The organism is Cupriavidus sp. CPT47-8839-RL05A (assembly GCF_058792255.1).
On record NZ_JBYTEG010000008.1, the window covers coordinates 201071 to 218595 of the forward strand.

15 protein-coding genes are annotated in these 17525 nt (G+C 66.6%); 8 read left to right on the forward strand and 7 right to left on the reverse strand.

Annotated features, from left to right (window positions below):
• Positions 1-59 precede the first annotated feature (59 nt).
• From AC3WVS_RS12135 to AC3WVS_RS12145, 3 genes are all read right to left on the reverse strand, one after another.
• Positions 60-941 carry an undecaprenyl-diphosphate phosphatase gene (locus AC3WVS_RS12135; RefSeq protein ID WP_492318888.1) on the reverse strand — a complete coding sequence of 294 codons (882 nt, stop codon included), beginning with the start codon at positions 939-941 and terminating at the stop codon, positions 60-62.
• Positions 942-1019: 78 nt separating this feature from the next.
• The gene (locus AC3WVS_RS12140) at positions 1020-1580 is read right to left on the reverse strand and encodes a DUF1439 domain-containing protein (RefSeq protein WP_492318828.1); all 561 of its coding nucleotides are present in this window, start codon (positions 1578-1580) and stop codon (positions 1020-1022) included.
• 41 nt (positions 1581-1621) lie between these two features.
• Positions 1622-1927 carry a YkgJ family cysteine cluster protein gene (locus AC3WVS_RS12145; RefSeq protein ID WP_492318829.1) on the reverse strand — a complete coding sequence of 102 codons (306 nt, stop codon included), beginning with the start codon at positions 1925-1927 and terminating at the stop codon, positions 1622-1624.
• A gap of 276 nt (positions 1928-2203) precedes the next feature.
• Between AC3WVS_RS12145 and AC3WVS_RS12150 the strand changes: the two genes are divergently transcribed.
• The 6 genes from AC3WVS_RS12150 to AC3WVS_RS12175 all read left to right on the forward strand — a co-directional run bounded on the left by AC3WVS_RS12150 (position 2204) and on the right by AC3WVS_RS12175 (position 10079).
• A complete protein-coding gene (locus AC3WVS_RS12150) occupies positions 2204-3019 on the forward strand; it encodes a TetR/AcrR family transcriptional regulator (RefSeq protein WP_492318830.1) in 816 nt (271 codons plus the stop codon).
• A 2-nt stretch (positions 3020-3021) separates the two neighbouring features.
• Positions 3022-4134, forward strand: a complete 1113-nt coding sequence (locus AC3WVS_RS12155; protein WP_492318831.1) for an efflux RND transporter periplasmic adaptor subunit — start codon at positions 3022-3024, stop codon at positions 4132-4134.
• Between the two features lie 11 nt (positions 4135-4145).
• A complete protein-coding gene (locus AC3WVS_RS12160) occupies positions 4146-7382 on the forward strand; it encodes an efflux RND transporter permease subunit (RefSeq protein WP_492318832.1) in 3237 nt (1078 codons plus the stop codon).
• A 113-nt stretch (positions 7383-7495) separates the two neighbouring features.
• Entirely contained in the window at positions 7496-8149 is a 654-nt protein-coding gene (locus AC3WVS_RS12165; RefSeq protein ID WP_010813784.1) for a protein-L-isoaspartate O-methyltransferase family protein, read from the forward strand.
• Between the two features lie 13 nt (positions 8150-8162).
• Positions 8163-8486, forward strand: a complete 324-nt coding sequence (locus tag AC3WVS_RS12170) for a rhodanese-like domain-containing protein (protein ID WP_011615877.1) — start codon at positions 8163-8165, stop codon at positions 8484-8486.
• A 75-nt stretch (positions 8487-8561) separates the two neighbouring features.
• A complete protein-coding gene (locus tag AC3WVS_RS12175) occupies positions 8562-10079 on the forward strand; it encodes a TolC family outer membrane protein (RefSeq protein ID WP_492318833.1) in 1518 nt (505 codons plus the stop codon).
• 67 nt (positions 10080-10146) lie between these two features.
• On the opposite strand, the gene AC3WVS_RS12180 is transcribed toward AC3WVS_RS12175, so the two are convergent.
• The gene (locus AC3WVS_RS12180; protein WP_492318834.1) at positions 10147-10971 is read right to left on the reverse strand and encodes a DUF4377 domain-containing protein; all 825 of its coding nucleotides are present in this window, start codon (positions 10969-10971) and stop codon (positions 10147-10149) included.
• Between the two features lie 356 nt (positions 10972-11327).
• Between AC3WVS_RS12180 and AC3WVS_RS12185 the strand changes: the two genes are divergently transcribed.
• Complete coding sequence (locus tag AC3WVS_RS12185; protein WP_492318835.1) at positions 11328-12617, forward strand: O-antigen ligase family protein; 1290 nt, start codon at positions 11328-11330, stop codon at positions 12615-12617.
• Entirely contained in the window at positions 12614-13705 is a 1092-nt protein-coding gene (locus AC3WVS_RS12190) for a glycosyltransferase family 4 protein (protein ID WP_492318836.1), read from the forward strand. Before AC3WVS_RS12185 ends, AC3WVS_RS12190 begins: the two co-directional genes overlap by 4 nt.
• An 8-nt stretch (positions 13706-13713) precedes the next feature.
• Here the strand turns inward: AC3WVS_RS12190 and waaA are convergent, their stop codons facing one another.
• Genes waaA through AC3WVS_RS12205 form a run of 3 tightly spaced genes read right to left on the reverse strand, consistent with a single transcriptional unit; the run spans position 13714 to position 17475 of the window.
• The gene (waaA, locus tag AC3WVS_RS12195; protein WP_492318837.1) at positions 13714-15003 is read right to left on the reverse strand and encodes a lipid IV(A) 3-deoxy-D-manno-octulosonic acid transferase; all 1290 of its coding nucleotides are present in this window, start codon (positions 15001-15003) and stop codon (positions 13714-13716) included.
• Positions 15003-16109 (reverse strand): lipopolysaccharide heptosyltransferase I, encoded by a 1107-nt coding sequence (gene waaC, locus AC3WVS_RS12200; protein WP_492318838.1) that lies wholly within the window; start codon positions 16107-16109, stop codon positions 15003-15005. The genes waaA and waaC overlap by 1 nt, the downstream gene beginning before the upstream one ends.
• The gene (locus AC3WVS_RS12205) at positions 16090-17475 is read right to left on the reverse strand and encodes a phosphomannomutase/phosphoglucomutase (RefSeq protein WP_492318839.1); all 1386 of its coding nucleotides are present in this window, start codon (positions 17473-17475) and stop codon (positions 16090-16092) included. Before AC3WVS_RS12205 ends, waaC begins: the two co-directional genes overlap by 20 nt.
• Positions 17476-17525 lie beyond the last annotated feature (50 nt).

Consider the following 17525-nt stretch of genomic DNA (forward strand, 5'->3'; position numbering starts at 1 on the left):
CGGAGAAACAAAAAAGCGTGGCAGCTGCCACGCTTTTTTGTTGCCTGCGGCAAACCCGCTCAGGCGTGCCAGGACACCAGGCCGGAATACGCGGTAACCAGCACCACGATGCCGAAGGCGATGCGGTACCAGGCAAACGGCTTGAAGTCATGCGTGGCGACGAAACGCAGCAGCCAGCGCACGCACAGGAAGGCGGACAGGAAGGCAAAGACGAAACCCACCGCGAAGATGCCGAGGTCGTCGGCGTTCAGCAGCGCGCGCGCCTTGTACAGCTCGTAGACGGTGGCGCCGAAGATCACCGGGATCGCCAGGAAGAACGAGAACTCGGTGGCCACCTGCCGCGACAGCCCGAACAGCATGCCGCCGATGATGGTGGCACCGGAGCGCGAGGTGCCCGGCACCAGCGCGAAGCATTGCGCCAGGCCGACCTTGAGGGCATCGCGCCAGTTCAGGTCATCGACCGATTCAATCCGCGGCGCGCCGGCCTTGGCGGCCTCCAGCAGCGCATTGCCCTGCGGATGCGAGACCGTGCCGCGGCGCGCGTCGCGCCATTCGGCCAGCAGGATGACCACGCCGCCAACGATAAAGGCCAGCGCCACCGAGATCGGGTTGAACAGGTGGGCCTTGATCCATTTGCCGAAAATAAAGGCCAGCACGATGGCCGGCACCGAGGCGATCACCACGTTGGCGGCAAAGCGTTGCGCCAGCGGCTCGGCGTGCAGGCCGCGCACCACGTTGCCGATGCGCGCGCGGAATTCCCAGCAGACTGCCAGGATCGCGCCGAACTGGATCACGATTTCGAAGATCTTGCCCTTCTCGTCGTTGAAGTCGAGCAGCTGGCCGGCCAGGATCAGGTGGCCGGTGCTGGAGATGGGGAGAAACTCGGTCAGTCCTTCGACGATGCCGAGTATCACGGCTTTCAGGGCAAGTGCGATTTCCATGCGGAACGGAGAAACGTGGTCATGGGCGTTGCCCGGCATGCGCGCCGGACCGCCTGGATTGTTATATGAGCGCCCCGGTCAGGGGCGGTTGATCTTGACGTTGATGCCGTCAGGCAAAACGGTGATTGTACCGGGTGCCACATTCATGCCGGCAACGCGCAACTGGTCTTCGCGGAAGGTATAGAGCGGATAGTCCTGCAGCAGCTGCTCGGCCAGGATGCCACCCAGCGCGTTGAGCTGGCGCGAAAACTGCGCGGGCATGCCCTGCACGTCGAAGCGCTGCACCTCGGGGTCCTGCAGCACCACCGAGCGCGTGGGCTCGTCATAGCGCAGGCCGCTGTCCAGCGCAAAACGCCCTGACAGGGCCCGGCTGAAGAACAGCTTGTTGTCGACCACGGCGTCAAACTGCACGTTGACGCGGTTGCGCGCCGGGTCCAGCGTCAGCTGCGGGTTGGCCAGCTGGATGTCGAACAACTCCATATAGCGCTTGTTGAACGGAAACTTGCGCTCCAGCGCCGCCTGCAGCTGGCTTTGCGAGAAGGTGTATTCGTTGCGGAAGGCGCCGCAGGCGGCCAGGCCCACGGCCAGCGTGGCCGCGGCAGCCGCGGCGAGCCAGCGCCGTCGGGAAGTCCGGATCATATTGCCTCCGATTGCGGGATAGTCAGGTCGCGTACCAGGCGTCATGCGAGCGGACCGGGCCGCCCGGGCCCGGCCTGCGGCGCGGTCAGGATTTCCAGCCGGGTCAGCCAGTGCAGCGCGGCTTCGCGCGAATCGCCGCACATCTCGGCCGACGGCTTCAGGCCGCCGCAGAACGCGGGCCGGTCCGGCCTGCCGAACACCGCGCAGCGCATATCCGGCAGCAGCTGCGCGCACGGCTCGCCCGCCGGCTTGCCGGCAGGCATGCCGGGCAGCGGCGAGGCAATCGACGGGGCGATGCAGCAGGCGCCGCAGCCCGCGCGGCAGGAAAGGTCTGACCGGCAACTCATGACGATGGTTCAGGATGGGCAATGGACAGCCGCAAGGCGGCCGGCACAAAACGGACATTGTGCCCGAAGGGCCGCTGTCGTCCTGTAAGAAAAGGAAAACGCCGTAAGCCGCGGCCGAGCGTCGCCGGAAAAAGCGCACAACAAGCCACACTTAGCAAATCAGCCTCAGTGCCGCCTCGGTGTGTACCCGAGGGTCGCCGGCCTGCGCTTGACCCCCTCATGGCGCTCATCTACATTACTGACCCACAAGTTATTAACTTCCTGACCCGCCCCCACGTGCCCCGCAGGACCCGCAAGACATCCGTGAAAACGCCCGCCGATCCGCACAAGGACGCCGACACCCCGCGCTGGAGCCGGCGCAAGGCCGCCCGCCCGCAAGAGCTGGTGGCCGCGGCGCTCGACCTCTTCGTTGAGCGCGGGTATGCAGCCACCCGGCTGGAAGACGTGGCCGCGGCGGCCGGCGTGTCCAAGGGCACGGTCTATCTTTACTTCGCCAACAAGGAAGAGCTGTTCAAGTCGGTGGTGCGCGAGAACCTGGTGCCGGCACTGGCGCGCGGCTCGGACCTGGTCGACGCCTACGACGGCAGCACGCCCGAGCTGTTGCGCGAGCTGCTGCGCGGCTGGTGGGGCCTGATCGGCGCCACGCCGGTGGCGGGGCTGACCAAGCTGATCATGGCCGAGTCGGCCAACTTCCCGGACATCGCCCGTTTCTATAACCAGGAAGTGATGATGCCGGGCGACGAGTTGTTCGCCAAGGTGCTGGCCCGTGGCGTGGCGCGCGGCGAATTCCGCGCGATGCCGGCCAACCCCACCACGACGCTGGTCTGTGCGCCGCTGGTCTTCCTGATGCTGTGGCAGCGCGCGCTGCGCGCCACCGCCGAGAAGGACATCGACCCCGAGGCCTTCCTGGACGGCCTGCTGGACACGCTGCTGTTCGGGCTCACCACCGGCGATGCCCGCAATCGCCCGCTGCCGCCGCAGACCGGCCCCTATATCTGGGAACGCATCCGCGACGACATGCTGGCGCAACGCGCCGCCGCCATGGAAGCCGACGCCGAGCCCGATCCCCCTGCGCCGCGACCCGGCCCCTGAACATGAAGCGCAAGACCCTGCTGATCACCGCCGCCTGCATCGCCATCGCGCTGACCGCCACGGTCGCCGTGCGCAAGGCCGTCAGTGCGCGCCAGCCGCAGGCGCCGGCCCAGGCCGCCGTCAACGTGGTGGAATTCCTGCAGACCGACCTGGTCAGCGTGGCGCGCCAGGACCTGCGGGTGTCGCTGCCGCTGTCGGGCAGCCTGCGTGCGCTGAACCAGGCCTCGGTCAAGGCCAAGGTCTCCGGCGAGGTCAAGGCGGTGCTGGTACGTGAGGGCGAGCCGGTGCGCGCCGGCCAGGTGATCGTTCGCATCGATGCCACCGAGTACGAGGCCAAGGTGGCGCAGGCGCGCGGCCAGATGCTGGCCACGCGCGGGCAGTTCGAGAACTCGCGCCAGACCTGGGAGCGCAACCGCGAGCTGGTCGGCAAGGGCTTTATCTCCAGGACCGCGTTCGACAAGTACCAGGCCGACCTGGATGTCGCCCGCGCCAACCTTGACGCGGCCCAGGGCGGCCTGGCGGTGGCGCAGAAGGCGCTGGCCGACACCGTGGTCAAGGCGCCGCTCGATGGCATGGTGGCCGCGCGCGCGGTGCAGCCGGGCGAGAAGGTCTCGCCGGATACGCGCCTGGTCGACGTGGTCGACCTGCGCGTGCTGGAACTGGAAGCGCCGATCCCGATGGCGGACGTGGCGCGCGCCGCGGTCGGCCAGCCGGTGGCGCTGGACGTGGAAGGCGCCGGCCGCTTCACCGGCAAGCTGGTGCGCATCAACCCGGCAGTCAGCCAGGGCACGCGCAGCATCATGGTCTATATCCGCGTCGAGAATGCAGATCAGAAGCTGCGCGCCGGCATGTTCGCGCGCGGCGCGCTGGTGCTGGGCGAGCGTGCCGGCGTGGTGGCGGTGCCGGCCTCGGCGGTGCGCACCGAAGGCGAGCGCGCCTTCGTCTATGCCATCGACAAGGACACGCTGGCCGAGCGCCCGGTGCAGCTTGGCATCCGCGACGAGGCCAGCGGCATGGTGGAAATCGTCTCGGGGCTGGACGCCGGCACCGAGATCGTCCGCAACAACCTCGGCACGCTGCGCAGCGGCAGCCAGGTCAAGCGCGTCAAGGCGTAAGGGCCCGCGCCATGTGGTTCACCCGCCTGTCGATCCGCAACCCGGTGCTGGCCACCATGATGATGATGGCCTTCATCGTGGTGGGGCTGTTCTCTTACCAGCGGCTGCCGGTCGACCAGTTCCCCGACATCACCTTCCCGGTGGTGGTGGTGCAGACGGAATATCCCGGCGCCGCGCCGGAGTCGGTGGAGTCCGACGTCACGCGCAAGGTCGAGGAGATCGTCAACACCATCTCCGGCATCGACGAGATCTTCTCGCACTCCTACCAGGGCACTTCGGTCGTCGTCATCAAGTTCGACCTGAGCGTCGACGTCGGCCAGGCCGCGCAGGACGTGCGCGACAAGATCGCGCTGATCCGCCCGCAGTTCCGCGACGAGGTGAAAGAGCCGCGCGTGCTGCGCTATGACCCGTCCGACGCACCGATCTTCTATCTCTCGGTCTCCAACGCACCGGGCGCCACCCGCAGCCAGCGCGAGCTGACCACCATCGCCGACCAGATCGTGCGCAAGCGGCTGGAGACGGTGCGCGGCGTGGGCGCCATCAATATCGTGGGCGGCACCAAGCGCGAGGTCGAGATCCGCATCCGGCCGGCGCAGCTCGAGGCGCTGGGGATCGGCGTGGACCAGGTGATGAGCGCCATCCGCAACGAGAACCAGGAACTGCCCGCGGGCGAGCTGCGTTCCTCGGCCACGGAAACGGTGGTGCAGATCAAGGGCCGCGTGCCCACCCCGGACGCGTTCCGCCAGATCATCGTGGCGCGCCGCGCCGGCCAGCCGGTCACGCTGGGCGAGATTGCCGATGTGCGCGACGGCCAGGAAGAGCAGGAAAGCCTGGCGCTGCTGGACGGCAAGCGCGCGCTGTTCCTGTCGGTGGTGAAGGCACAGGGCCAGAACACCGTCGATACCGTCGACGGCCTGGTGCGCATGACCGAAGAAACACGCAAGCTGGTGCCGGCCGGGGTGCAGCTGAACGTGGTCAACGACACCGCGCGCGGCATCCGCAGCAGCGTCAAGGAGGTGCGATCGACGCTGCTCGAAGGCGCCTTCCTGACGGTGGCAATCGTATTCCTGTTCCTGGGCTCCTGGCGCAGCACGGTGATCACCGGCCTGACGCTGCCGATCGCGCTGATCGGCACCTTCGGCGTGATGTATATGTGCGGCTTCACGCTCAACGTGATCACGCTGATGGCGCTGTCGCTGTGCGTGGGCCTGCTGATCGACGATGCCATCGTGGTGCGCGAGAACATCGTGCGCCACAACCTGATGGGCAAGGACCACCGCAGTGCGGCGCTTGACGGCACCAACGAGATCGGGCTGGCGGTGCTGGCCACCACCTTCTCGATCGTGGCGGTGTTCCTGCCGGTGGGCTTCATGGGCGGCATCATCGGGCGCTTCTTCCACCAGTTCGGCATCACCGTGGTCGCGGCGGTGCTGATCTCGATGTTCGTCTCGTTCACGCTGGACCCGATGCTGTCGTCGGTCTGGCACGACCCGGACCTGCACGGCACCGGCAACAAGAAGAGCTGGTACGGGCGCACGGTGGGGCGGTTGCTGGACTGGTTCTCGGCAAAGATGGACAAGCTTGGCAACGGCTACGCCGGCATGCTGGGCTGGGCGCTGAAGCACCGGCTGGCCACCGCCATCATCGCCGCGGTGACCTTCTTCGGCAGCTTTGCGCTGGTGCCGCTGATCGGCACCGAATTCGTGCCCAATGCCGACCTGGGCGAGACCCAGGTCGGCTTCACCACGCCGGTCGGCACCTCGATCGAAGTCACCGAAGCCAAGGTGAGGCAGGTGGAAGCCGCGCTCAAATCGTTCCCCGAAGTGGCCTACACCTACGCCACCATCAACTCGGGCAATGCCTCGGGCCGCAACAATGCGCTGGTGTCGGTGCGCCTGACCGAGCGGCGCTCGCGCCAGCTGTCCACCGCGCAGCTCAACCCGCTGATCCGGCAGCGCCTGGCGGGCATTGCCGGCATCACGCTGACCATGGTGGGCATGCCCGACGGCGCCGGCGGCCAGAAGGCGATCCAGGTATCGATCCAGGGCGATGACCTGGACGAACTGCGGCGCCTGTCCAGGGAAGCCGGCACGCGCATGAAGGCGATCCGCGGCCTGGCCGACCTGGATTCGAGCATGAAGGACGACCGCCCCACCATCGAGGTGCGCATCCGGCGCGAGCTGGCCTCGGACCTGGGCGTGGGCGTGGCGCAGATCGGCAATGCCCTGCGCCCGCTGCTGGCCGGCGACGCCATCAGCTCATGGCGCGCGCCCGATGACGAGAACTACGACGTGCGCGTGCGCCTGCCCAGGGACGCGCGCACCGGCATGGCCGACCTGAGCGCGCTGATGATTGCCAGCAGCCAGACCAACGCCGACGGCTCGCCCAAAATGGTGCCACTGCGCCAAATCGCCGAGCTGGTGCCGACCACCGGCGCCAACCAGATCAGCCGGCGCGATTTGAACCGCGAGGTCGAGCTGACCGCCAACGTGGCCGGGCGCTCGGCTGGTGAAGTCGCACGCGATGTCAAGGCCGCGCTGGACGGCATGAGCTGGCCTGCCGGCTACAAGTACCGCTTTGGCGGCTCGACCAAGTCGATGAACGAGTCCTTCGGCTACGCCGTGTCAGCGCTGGCGCTGGCGGTGATCTTCATCTACATGATCCTGGCCTCGCAGTTCGCCAGCTTCTTCCAGCCGATCGCCATCATGACCTCGCTGCCGCTGACGCTGGTCGGCGTGTTCGCGGCGCTGCTGCTGTTCCGCTCGACGCTGAACATGTTCTCGATCATCGGCTTCATCATGCTGATGGGGCTGGTGACCAAGAACGCGATCCTGCTGGTGGACTTCGCCAACCAGGCACGCCAGGGCCATGTGGACGGCGCCGACGGCCGCCAGCCGCTGTCACGCGAGGCGGCGCTGGTGGAGGCCGCGCGCGTGCGGCTGCGCCCCATCCTGATGACCACGCTGGCGATGATCTTCGGCATGGTGCCGCTGGCCTTCAGCCTGGGCGAAGGCGCCGAGCAGCGCGCGCCGATGGGCCAGACCGTGATCGGCGGAATCATTACCTCGTCGATCCTGACGCTGGTGGTGGTGCCGGTGATCTATACGTATCTTGATGATTTCGGCGCCTGGCTGCGCCGGCTGTGGCAAGGCAAGCCCGCCAGCGAGCCCGCAGCGCACGCGCAGCCCGCGCCCGGCCGGCAAGCGGCACCGGATCGGCCGGCACCGGCGGAGGCCAGCGCGGAATGAGCCTGGCGGCGTCTGCAAGGTTAAAATAAAGGGTTTGATAAGACTGTCCGGCCGTGGCACCGCGCGGCCGGCGCACAGACCGACAGCGGTTGGCATTGGTAAGGAATGGCAAGATGGATCTCGAAAAAGCCCGATTCAACATGATCGAACAGCAAATCCGCCCGTGGGACGTGCTGGACCAGGAAATCCTGGACCTGCTGGCGGTGGTCAAGCGGGAGCAGTTCGTCCCGGCCGCGTACGCCTCGCTGGCGTTCGTCGACATGGAGATTCCGCTGCCCGCCGGGCAGAACATGCTGGCGCCGCGCGTGGAAGCCCGCATCCTGCAGGACCTGGCCGTGCGCAAGCATGAGAACGTGCTGGAAATCGGCGCCGGCTCCGGCTACATGGCCGCCCTGCTGGCCAACCGCGCGCGCCACGTGCTGACCGTGGACATCGTGCCCGAGCTGGTCGAGCTGGCCCGCACCAACCTGGCCAACGCCGGCGTCACCAACGTCGACGTGGCCGAAGGCAACGCCGCCGACGGCTGGAGCGCCGCCGCGCCCTACGACGTGATCTGCATCTCGGGCTCGCTGCCGGCGATTCCGCAGTCGATCCTGTCGCAGGTCAAGGTGGGCGGCCGCATCGCCGCCTTCATCGGCGAGCTGCCGGTGATGGAAGCGCGCCTGGTCACGCGCGTGTCCGAGACCGAATACCAGGTCGTCAACCTGTTCGAAACCGCGGTCAAGCCCCTGCAGGGCGCGGCCCGGCCGTCGCAATTCCAGTTCTGAGGACGGATCCACCATGCAGGTCATCAAAGCGACCGAACTGGCCCAGTGGCTGGCCGATGCCAGCCGCGCCAAACCGGTCCTGCTCGACGTGCGTGAAGGCTGGGAGGTGCAGACCTGCGCCATGCCCGGCATCACCCACATCCCGATGCGGGACATCCCCGCGCGCGCGGCCGAACTCGACGAAGACGCCGACATCGTCTGCATCTGCCACCACGGCGCACGCAGCATGCAGGTGGCGGCCTACCTGGAGCGCCAGGGCTATGGCAAGGTCTACAACCTGACCGGCGGCGTCGACGCCTGGGCCAGCGATGTCGACCCGGCCATGCCGAAGTACTGAAGCGGCAGTCCAGCACAGCAACACCAAGAAGAATCGACTGTAGCCGCGGCCCGCGCCCGGCAACCTGGAGCTTTCATGACGTTTGCGCCCAACGCCCTGGCCGGAGTGATCCGGACACGCCTGGCGATCGCGGTTTCCCTGCTTGCCCCGCTGCTGGCCATGATGCCAGCGGCACCGGCAAGCGCGGCCGACCTGCTGCAGGTCTATCGCGATGCGCAAGCCAATGACGCGCAGTTTGCCAGCGCGCGCTCGCAGCTGCTGGCCACGCGCGAGCGGCTGCCCCAGGGCCGTGCCGGGCTACTGCCGCAGGTGGTCGGCACCGCGGGCGCCAACCGCACCAAGCTCGACCAGACCGCTTCGCTGCCGGTCGGCGCCGGGGCCAGTGCCTCCGGCACGCGCTTCTTCAACAACAACAACTGGCAGCTGCAACTGAGCCAGCCACTGTTCCGCTGGGACCGCTGGGAAACCTACAAGCAGGGCGAACTGGCGTCGCTGGCTGGTGAAGTCAGCTTCCACCAGGCCGAGCTCGACCTGATCACGCGCAGCGCGCAGGCCTACTTCGACGTGCTGGCGGCACAGGACAACCTCTACCTGGCACGCGCGCAGAAGAAGGCCATCTCCGAGCAGCTGGAGCAGGCCAAGCGCAATTTCGAAGTCGGCACCGCCACCATCACCGACACCAACGACGCCCAGGCCCGCTATGACCTGGCCACCTCGACCGAAATCGCCGCGCAGAGCGACCTTGAGATCAAGCGCGCCACGCTGCAGCAGATCACCGGCAAGCCGGTCGACGAAGTGCTGGGCCTGCGCCCCGAAGCACCCATCCCCGGCCCGCAGCCGCCCGACGTCAACGCCTGGGCCGCGCAGGCAGAGACCAGCAACCTGCAGGTGAACCTGGCCAGCTACAACCTGGAAACCGCCCAGCGCGAAACCAACAAGGCCAAGGCCGGCCACCTGCCCTCGGTCGACCTGGTGGCCTCGTACGGCTTCACCAACCAGACCGGCAGCGCCACGCAGGCCATCTCCACCCATTACAACGCCTCGCAGATCGGCGTGCAGCTGACCATGCCGATCTTCGCCGGCGGCCAGATCCAGTCGCGCGTGCGCGAGACCCTGGCCCTGGCCGACAAGGCCGCCAGCGACCTGGAATTCGCGCGCCGCACCGCCGCGCAGACGGCCCGGCAGACTTACTCCGGCGTGTCCAACGGCCTGGCCCAGGTCAAGGCCCTGGAAGCCGCCGAACGCTCGGCCACCAGCGCAGTGGAATCCAACCAGCTCGGCTATGAAGTGGGCGTGCGCATCAATATCGACGTGCTCAACGCCGAAGCGCAACTGTTCTCCACCCGGCGCGACCTGGCCAAGGCCCGCTACGACACCATCATGAACGGCCTGCGGCTGAAGGCCTCCACCGGCGTGCTGCAGGAAGCCGACGTGGTGCAGATCAACACCCTGCTGACCTCCTCGCCGGGCGCGCTGTACAAACTGCCCGCGCCAGCACAGGCCGGCGCCAGGGCCCCGGCAAACCCGCGCGCCTCGGTCGAGCGCCGCGGCACGCGGCGCGAAGCCACGCCTGCCGGCGCACCGCGCTCCTGATCCTCCGCAGCACGCCGCAAAGCAAAACGGGCCGCAATTGCGGCCCGTTTGCGTGAACGGCGTCGCACTACTTCGCCCGCGTACGCGACTCCACCTTCAGCAGCTGCCAGCGGATCGACGATGCATCCGCCGGCGGGTTCGGCACCTGGTACTCGCGCACTCGCAGCGTATAGGCCACGCCCGGCTCAAAATCCAGCCCCTCGATCGGGCCGTACCAGAGCTGCCACGGCGCCTCCGGCGATTCGCGCCAGCGGTAGCACGTCATCTTGCCCACGCCCGAGCACTCCACGCGCTGCGAATCGATATAGACCACCTTCTCCACGCCGCCGGCTTCCACGCTCGCACCGCGCTTGCCCAGGCCTTCGCGCTCTACAAACTGCAGCAAGTCGCCGCCGGCAGTCTTCCAGATGATCTGCCGGCCCGTACTGCCCGCCGACGGCTGCGTGCCGACCGTGGCAAACGGCGTCTGCATCGCCTTGAGCAAAGCCGATTCCAGTTCCATGCGCGGCGGCGGGCAAGCCATGCGCGTGCCGGCGATGCGGTCAAAGCGGATGCCGGTATCGGTCTTGCCATAGCTGCCGGTAAAGCGGTTGCAGCCACTGGTGCCGCTGACCGTGCCCTGCGCGGCATCGATGCCCTCATTGAACTCAAAAATGATGGGCTGGCCGTTGTCGCCGTGCGGGATATCGCGCAGCGCGCCGTCGGGCTGCTGCCAGCGCACCAGTTCCCAGCGGCTGGGGCCGGAGGGTTGGGTCTGGTTGAGGTTGGTACCGGCGGAGGGGAGGTCAGGCGCCGGCGCGGTCGTGCAGGCACCTAGCGCGGTTGCCACCAGCAAGGCGGCCGCGCTGCGGGCAGCCAGGGAGAAGGGGAACAGGCTGGTACGGCTGTGCATGAAGGACTCCTGTAACAGGGCCGCTCAAGACGGCCGCATGGTGCAATCGACAGATCTGACAAAGGGCATGCCGAAAAGTGCACCCCACTGATACATCAGTTTAGCAAGGCGGTTGCGCCAAAGCGCCGGTCAAGCATCGATTAAATCACATACATTCTGTAACGTCCCAACGGGTTCGGCGGGCTAGGATGCGGAACATCAAGATATCCCACCCTGACCATCCGATATAATCGCCTCGCCCGGCGCAGCAATGTGACCGACAGGCTCCGCTGCTCAACAGGCGGCGACAAAATAATAAGAAGGATGGATCGGCCCGCATCCCGAGTGCACAACCCTTCCTCCGGAAACCTCTCTCCATGCTCTTGATGACGAGATTGCAGAGATCCCAATCGTATGGGGTCGACAAAGCTCTGTACCTGGCCGCCTGTGCCGTTCTGGCAGCGTTCCCTGCGCTGATGTTTGTCAAGCCGACGGTTAGCAACCTCTGCTACGGACTCCTGCTCGGTTGGAGCGCCATCACTCTCGTTGCCGGCGGGCGCGAGGGCCGGGCGGAATGTGGGGGGCTGTTGCGCAGGTACTGGTTCTTCATGCTGGCCATGGCGGCGTTGCCGCTGGCAGTGCTGTTGCAGCAACTGCTGTCGGGGGCGGAGGAGCCGCATGTTTCTTACCTTTACCTGCGCTTTGCTTTGTTCATTCCGTTGGTTTTTGGGATGGTACGGCTTGGCAGGGGTGGGATGCGGAATGTGCAGTGGGGTTTCGTGGTCTGTGCGCTCCTTTCCGCGGCCTGGATCCACGAGGCGACAGCTGCCGGTCGCCCAGCTCACGTAGGGTCCTCCAATATCATCCCCCTTAGCAATCTTTCCATGCTGATGGGAATACTCGCCCTGATTTCCATTGGATGGGATCGGCGCAGGGACTATCTGCAATCGGGCCTGAAGCTGCTGGCCGGCTTTGCCGGCCTGTACGCCTCATACATGAGCGGCACGCGTGGCGGCTGGCTCGCCATCCCGGTGCTGGCGATCATTGCGTTGGCAGCATCTCGCAGATTGACTCGCCTACACAAGGCCGCCGCCCTCGCAGGACTGGCCGGTCTTATGACCCTCACCTGGTTCGGCAGCGCCTGGGTGCAGCAGCGCACGACAGAGGTTGTATCCGAACTGTCTCAATTTGATCACCATGTAACACTGGACACGTCGATCGGTGTACGGCTACAGCTGTGGCGAGAATCGCTCCAGATGGTGCAGGCCCATCCCTGGACCGGCGTGGGGCCGGAGAACTTCGAGCGGACCCTGCAAACGCTTGCGGCGCAGCATGAGATCTCCCCACTCGCTGCCAGCATGCCGCATTCACACAATGAACTCCTGCATGCTACGGCCACACTCGGCATCCCGGGCCTATTGGCAATCCTTGCTCTGTATCTGGTACCGGCCGCCTTCTTCCTGCGCCACCTTGGCAATGCAGACCGGGGCACGCAGGTCGCCAGCGCCATGGGCCTGGCCCTGTGCTGCGGCTTCATGGTGTTCGGCCTGACCGAGGTCATGTTCGCCACGACCCTGGTCAATGCCTTCTACAGCCTGATCATGGCCGTGTGCTTTGCCTATGTGATTGCGCGCAAGGACGCCTTGCCCGCGCGGGCGGCCAGTTGAGCCAGGACTCACGACGCCACATCTGCTTCCTGACCGGTACCTTGAATGCGATGGCCGGCGCGGAGCGGATGACCGCAACGATTGCCAATGCGCTTGCCGACGTTGGCCATCGTGTCACTATCCTGAGCCTCTGGGACGCTGCCAGCCAGTTTCCGCTGCATCCACGCGTGCGCCATGAAGCGCTGTTCGCGCAACGGCCCTCTTTCAAACGCGCCTATTTCGCCACGGTCGCCGGCATCCGCAGGCACTGCACCGCGCATCGCATCGATGTGCTGGTACAGGTCGACACCATGCTCGAACTCTTCGTGCTGCCTGCCACCCTCGGCCTGGGCCTGCACCATATCGCGTGGGAGCATTGCCACTTCGACGAGGATCTTGGCAAGCCGGCGCGCAAGCTGGCACGTCGACTCGCTGCGCAGTTCTGCCGGCAGGTGGCCGTGCTGACAGAACGGGACCGCCGCCGCTGGCTTGAGGCACTGCGGCCGCGCAGCGAGGTCGTCTGCCTGCCGAATCCGCTGCCATTTCCCATGCCGGCGGAGCCCGCGCCACGCACGCAGAAGACCGTGCTGGCCATGGGCCGGCTGGTTCCGGCGAAAGGCTTTGACGTCTTGCTGCGCGCCTGGCAACAGGTGGCGCAAGCGGAACCGGAATGGCAACTGGCCATCCACGGCGAAGGCGAAGAGCGCCCTGCCCTCACTGCACTGATCGGCCAGCTGCAACTGCAAGACCGGGCCAGCCTGCCGGGCATCTGCCAGGATCCGGCGCAGGCCTACGGCCGTGCGTCGGTCTTCTGCCTGAGTTCGCGCTATGAGGGATTCGGGCTGGTGCTGATCGAAGCGATGGCCTTTGGCCTGCCGATCGTATCGACCGATTGCGAGACCGGACCCCGCGAGCTGCTCACCCCGGGGCAGGATGCTCTGGTGGTTGCCGCGGATGATGCCGATGCGCTGGCCAAGGCGCTGCTGACGGTGATCCGCCAGCCGGAACTGGCGAGCCGCCTTGGCGCCGGCGGCCGCGACAAGGCAAGCCAATTCACGCTGGAGCGGCTTGCGCTGCAGTGGGATGCCCTGGTCAAGGCACCAGGGTAAACACCGGATCAGCCTTCCAGCGCCGGGGCCAGCGCAGCGAGGGTGCGCACAGTGGCGCCCCGATGCAGGCCTGCAAAGGTCTGCGCATGCGCGCGCATATCGGCCAGCCGGGCTGGATCGGCCAGCACGCTTGCTGCGGTGCGCATCAGCGCATCGGCATTGTCGACACGCAGGCAAGCGCCCGCGGCAATCGCGTCTTCCGTCGCCTGCGCAAAGTTGAAGGTATGCGGGCCAACCAGTACCGGCGTGCCGACCGCGCAGGCCTCGATCAGGTTCTGCCCCCCGAGCGGCAACAGGCTGCCACCGATAAAGGCAAGATCCGACGCAGCAAAGTACATCGCCATCTCGCCCATCGAATCGCCCAGCACGATATCGGCAGTCAGCGGCGACTGGATGACATTGAGATCCAGTGCACTCCGGCGCTCGACCGAGAACCCCGCACGCGCCGCCATCGCGGCGACTTCATCGAAGCGCTGCGGGTGACGGGGGATCAGCAGCAAAGCGGGACGCGGGACATCGCCCGCCAGTGATTGCCAGCGGGAGAAGGCATCGAGCAACATCGGCTCCTCGCCCTCGCGCGTGCTTGCGGCTGCCAGCACCGCACGCGTGCCAATGACCTTGCGCAACTGCTCGCCCAGCGCAACGCCTGCCGGCGCCGGCTGCATATCGAACTTCAGGTTGCCGGTGATCTGCACCGCCGGCACGCCCAACGCTTGAAAGCGCTCGGCATCACCCGCCGTCTGCGCCAGCACGCCCGCAAAATCCCCGTACATGACCGCCGCCGCGCGCCCAAACCGCGCCGTGCGCCGGAAGCTGCGCGGCGACAGGCGCGCATTGACCAGGAACAACGGCACCCCGGCCTTGCGCGCGCCGCGCACCAGGTTGGGCCACACCTCCGTCTCCATCAGCATGCCCGCCTGCGGCCGGAAATACCGCATGAAACACCCCACCAGCCATGGCAGGTCATACGGCAGGTAGCACTGCAGGATGCGCGGCTCCTTGCCGAACAGCTGCGCACCGGTCTGGCGGCCGGTCGGCGTCATGTGCGTCAGCAGCAGGCGGTGGTGCGGATAGGCGCCGAGCAGCGCCTCGATCAGCGGCTGCGCGGCGCGGGTCTCGCCCACCGACACGGCGTGGACCCATAGCCACGGACCTTTCCGGGGCAGGCTGCCGTATATACCCAGGCGTTCGCCGACATGCTGCAAGTAGCCCGGCTCCTTGCGCGCACGCCAGGCCAGGCGCAGCAGCGCCAGCGGCAGCACCACCACCCACAACATGCTATAGAGCAAACGCAGCATCAGGCAGCCACTCCGCGCACGCGGCAAGCCGCGTCGTAGACCTCATCGACCGATGGCACCATGCCGTCGTCACCGACATTGGCGATGCGCCCGGACCAGTAGCCCTCAGTCTTCCAGCGCCACGTGGCCGTATAGATCTCTACCGCCGGCCGGCACAATGCCGCGGCGATATGGACCAGGCCCGTATCGACCCCGATCACCACCTCGGCCCGGTTGATCAGCCCGAAGCCCTGCATCACCGAGAAACGCGGCAACACTCTCGCCTGCGGCACACCGGCAGCAATCTCTTCGGCAGCCTGGCGTTCCTTGTCATTGCCCCACGGCAGCAACATCACCAGCCCCTCATCCGCCAGCCGCCTGCCCAGCACATGCCAGTTCTGCACCGCCCATTTCTTGCGCGCGCCAGCTGTCGCATGGAAGCACACGGCATAGCGCGCAGGCAGGTCGCCCCACAGCGGATCGTCCACATGCAGCGACTGCGCGGCAGGCCCGAAAAACTGCGGCGGCTCCGCCGGCGCAAGCCCGGTCAGCGCAGCACCGAGCAAGCGCGAGCGCCGCACCGAATGCGTCTGGCGCGGCACACGCACCGGATCGGTGTACAACAGCCGCGCCGCCGGCTCATAGCCGGAGCCCTGCGTGGCATTGCCCAGCCCGATAATCGGCGCACCGGGCGCCCGCGCGGCCACGCGCGCAACCACCGCGGTCTTGAGCAAACCCTGGCTCTCGATCACCGCGTCATAGCGCTCCTGCCGCAGTGCGTCACGCACCTCGCCCACCTCGCGCCAGGTGCCGCCCTGCAGGATGCGCTTGCGCCAGCGCCGCAGCGCAAACGGGATCACCCGGCGCACCTCCGGCAACAACCGGACAAGCTCGACGTAGCCCTCTTCCACCACCCAGTCGATCTCGGCACCCGGCCAGCGCGCGCGCAGGTCGTGCACCAGCGGCATGTTGTGCACCACGTCACCGAGCGACGACACCTTGACCAGCAGGATGCGCGGCCGATCCGGCAGTGTGAAAGGCACCGCGGCCGGCGTGGGCTGCGCCACACCGGCCGCGTCCGACGATGTCGCCGGCACTGTCGCGCGCTCAGAACGGGAGCTGAGCATCCGGCTTCTCTGCCAGGATCACGCGCTTGAACTCCGCCTGGATGCGCGCCAGCGCGGCGTCGTTGTCAGCCTCGAAACGCATCACCACCACCGGGGTGGTGTTGGACGGGCGCGCCAGGCCGAAGCCATCGGCATACTCCACGCGCACGCCATCGATGGTGATCACCTCACGCGCCCCTTCGAACTTCGCGTTCGCCTTGATCTGGTCCAGCAGCGTGAACGGCTCGCCCTCGGCACACTTGAGCTGCAGTTCCGGCGTGTTGTTGGCATTCGGCAGCGCATTCAGCACCGCGCTCGGATCCGCGTGGCGCGACAGGATCTCCAACAGGCGCGCACCCGTGTACAGGCCATCGTCAAAGCCATACCAGCGGTCCTTGAAGAACACGTGGCCGCTCATCTCGCCCGCGATCGGCGCGCCCGTTTCCTTCAGCTTCGCCTTCACCAGCGAATGGCCGGTCTTCCACATCAGCGGCTCACCGCCATGCTCGCGAATCCAGGGGGCCAGCTTGCCGGTGCATTTCACGTCGTAAATAACCTGGGCGCCCGGATTACGCGACAGGATCTCTTCAGCGAACAGCATCAGTTGCCTGTCCGGAAAAATCACCTGACCGTCCTTGGTCACCACGCCAAGGCGGTCGCCATCGCCATCGAAAGCCAGGCCAAGCTCGCAGTCCGTCTCGCGCAGGGCCTTCATCAGATCCTGCAGATTCTCGATATGTGCGGGATCAGGGTGGTGGTTCGGGAAGTTGCCGTCCACGTCGCAGAACAGCTCCGTCACTTCGCAGCCCAGGCCACGGAATAAGTCACCCACGAAAGCGCCGGCCACGCCGTTGCCGGCATCCAGAGCAATCTTCATCGGACGAGCCAGCTTGACGTCGCTGATGATGCGATCGAGGTACTTTTGGCGCACATCGACTTGCTTGTAGGTGCCGGCACCGCTGCTGAACTGACCGGCTTCGATCCTCTGGCGCAGCGCCTGGATCTGCTCGCCATAGATCGCCTTGCCGGCCAGCACCATCTTGAAACCGTTGTAGTCCGGCGGGTTGTGGCTGCCGGTGACCATGATGCCGGAGGTCGGGCGGACGCCGTCGATCTCGATGTTGGTGGCGAAGTAGACCATCGGAGTGGCGACCATGCCGATGTCGATCACGTCCAGGCCGGCGGCGCGCAGGCCTTCGATCAGGCCGGAGATGAGGTCGGGGCCGGAGAGACGGCCGTCGCGGCCTACTACGACGGATTTTTCGCCCAGGTCAACCGCGGCGGAGCCGAAGGAGAGACCGATGAAGCGTGCAACTTCACGCGTCAGCGTCTTGCCAACGATGCCGCGAATGTCATAGGCCTTGAAAATCGATGAGTCAATTTGCATGAGCGTTACGATGGTTGAATGCGTGTTTACGACAGGACAGCGTCGAGACC